Origin of the sequence: Streptomyces sp. NPDC005899 (genome assembly GCF_040629645.1) — a bacterium.
Classification (GTDB): domain Bacteria; phylum Actinomycetota; class Actinomycetes; order Streptomycetales; family Streptomycetaceae; genus Streptomyces.
The window spans coordinates 1-2420 of sequence record NZ_JBEXWB010000585.1 but is presented as its reverse complement, the minus strand read 5'-3'; the positions used below and the strand labels follow the sequence as shown (position 1 = coordinate 2420).

Here is a 2420-nt window from a genome sequence, read left to right as displayed (position 1 = left end):
CGGGACCGCGCGTCGTCGCGGTCCCGGGCCCTGCCCCGCACGGTTTGCCGCCCTGCGGCGGCGGTGCGTCAGCTCTGTGCGGTGTCGTCGCCCGCCTGTCCGGTGCCCTCGGCCGTTCCTGTCTTCTCGCGCATCTTGCGCACCAGATCCGCCTTCTGCTCGGCCGCACTCCGGCGGTCGAGGTTGCGGTGCGGGCCGTTGTTCTGGCGTTCGGCGCGGGACAGCTTCTTGCGCTGGCCCCCGCCCATGCCCACGGGGTTGTTGATGTTCTTGCTCACGGTCACGGGCTCTCCCGGTAATGATGCGAAGGGATCTAGAGGCTCATCGGTGGGGGACGGGCCGCGACGTCGATGGACGTCACCAGGGGCCCATCACGCTCTCACTCGTAGATCGGCGTCTGGAAGAACATGAAGACGTTACCCGGTTCTGCCGGACCCGCATACCAGCCCTCCAAGCCGTTCCGGCACCGGCCGGCGTGACCGGTTCCGGACTCCGGCCGCCTTCCGCGCACCGGCCGGCGCGCGATCGACGTGCCCGCCATCGGGATCGTGGGGCGGAAGCGGGGCGCGCGGGCGGCTCCCGTACGAAGATGAGGAAAGGGCGGGCGTCCGGTCGGCCCCGGCGCCCTGGTCGCGCACCGCGGACGGCACAGACGCCGTCCCCACTGCTGAAACCGCCGGGGCCATGACAGGGAGGACGGACGGCATGTCGTACCCGGAAGCCACCTACGCCGGCGGTGAGGGCGAGATCAGCGCGAGGTACCGGCCCGCGGGCACCGCCCCGGATCTGCGCACGCGCACCGGCGGCAGCACGCACTACCTGGCGACGACGGAGACGACGCACGGCGAGTTCGGGCTCTACCGCATCGACATGGCCCCGAGGGCCGGTGGCCCGGCCACGCACTTCCACCGCACGATCTCCGAGTCGTTCTTCGTCCTCGACGGCACGGTACGGATCTACGACGGTGACCGGTGGGCCGACACCACGGCGGGGGACTTCCTCTACGTGCCGCAGGGCGGCCTGCACGCCTTCCGGAACGACTCCGACGAGCCCGCGTCGATGCTGCTGCTCTTCACACCGGGCGCGCCGCGTGAGGAGTACTTCGAGAAGGTGTCGCAGATGGCCGACCGGCCGGAGGAGGAGCGCGCGGAGTTCTTCGTCAAGCACGACACCTACTGGACGGACTGACGCGGATCTCCGGACCGCAGGTCATCGGCGAAGCCGTGCTCCGGGGCCCCGCCCTCAGGGCGCCGTCCCCGTCTTCAGGCCCGCCCCGCACAGGGGTACGACGACGCTCCGGTCCGTGACGTCGCCCACGGCCGCCCAGCAGGCGACCCCGGTGGTCTCGACGTAGAGACCGCGGGCGGCCAGGTCGCGTTGGGCCGCCCGGATCTGGTTCTCCGTCACCGTCAGGAAGGTGCCGCCCGATTCCCTGACCGCCGCGAGGATCTGCCGGGCACGCGGCGGGCGGGGGATGGCGATGCCCTCGGCGAGCGTGGCCGCGGTGGCGGTGGCCCGGCCCGGCGGCAGCCCGTCCTGGCCGGCCCGGAAGGCGGCGGCCAGCGGGGACACCGCCTCGGCCTGTACGGCGATCAGGGCCGGGCGCCGGGCGATCAGGCCGTGGGCGAGCAGCTCGGCGGTGGCGAGAGCCGCTCCGAGCAGCAGCGTGCCGTTGCCGACCGGTACGGCGATCGCGTCCGGCAGTGTGCCGCCGAGGTCCTCCCACAGCTCGTAGACGTACGTCTTGGTCCCGTGCAGGAAGAAGGGGTTGAACACGTGCGAGGCGTAGAAGGTCCCGGGCGCTCCGGCGGCGGCGCGGGCGGCGAGCGCCGTGGCCTCGCGGTCTCCGGGCACGACCTCCAGCCGGGCACCGTGGGCCGTGATCTGCTCGGTCTTCTCGGGCGAGGTCCCCTCGGGCACGTACACCGTGCACGGCAGTCCGGCCCGGGCGCAGTAGGCGGCCACGGCCGTGCCCGCGTTGCCGCTGCTGTCCGCGACGACCCGCTCCGGAGAGAGTCTGCGGGCCAGTTCGGCGAGCATCACGGCGCCGCGGTCCTTGAAGGAGAGCGTGGGCATCAGGAAGTCGAGCTTCGCGGAGACGTGGCCGGTGAGGGGGACGAGCGGGGTCCGCCCTTCGCCGAGGGAGACCGCCGGGCCGGCGAGCGGGAGCGCCTCCTCGTACCGCCACAGGGAATTGGCGCGGCCGTTCAGCGCGTCGAGGCGGACCGGCGGCCGGGCGCCGATGTCCAGGTCCCACGGTCCCGCGCACACCGGGCAGCACCAGTGCGCCGCGGCGACGTCGGCGCGGGTTCCGTCCTGGGGGCAGAGGTAGGTCGCCGTGGGGATCGCGGTACCGGTCATGGGGCGAAGGTACCCGCCACCGCCGGACGGTCCTTCGGTACCCGCGCCGCACCCGCCGC

General features: G+C 73.2%; 3 protein-coding genes. 1 reads left to right on the top strand and 2 read right to left on the bottom strand.

Annotation, left to right across the window (positions count from 1 at the left end):
- Positions 1 to 68: 68 nt before the first annotated feature.
- Positions 69 to 284 carry a DUF6243 family protein gene (locus tag ABZ371_RS31695; RefSeq protein ID WP_358686198.1) on the bottom strand — a complete coding sequence of 72 codons (216 nt, stop codon included), beginning with the start codon at positions 282 to 284 and terminating at the stop codon, positions 69 to 71.
- Between the two features lie 421 nt (positions 285 to 705).
- Here ABZ371_RS31695 and ABZ371_RS31690 point away from each other — a divergent pair, with 421 nt between their 5' ends.
- A complete protein-coding gene (locus tag ABZ371_RS31690; protein WP_358686195.1) occupies positions 706 to 1188 on the top strand; it encodes a cupin domain-containing protein in 483 nt (160 codons plus the stop codon).
- A 54-nt stretch (positions 1189 to 1242) separates the two neighbouring features.
- On the opposite strand, the gene ABZ371_RS31685 is transcribed toward ABZ371_RS31690, so the two are convergent.
- A complete protein-coding gene (locus ABZ371_RS31685) occupies positions 1243 to 2361 on the bottom strand; it encodes a pyridoxal-phosphate dependent enzyme (protein ID WP_358686193.1) in 1119 nt (372 codons plus the stop codon).
- Between the last annotated feature and the right edge of the window lie 59 nt (positions 2362 to 2420).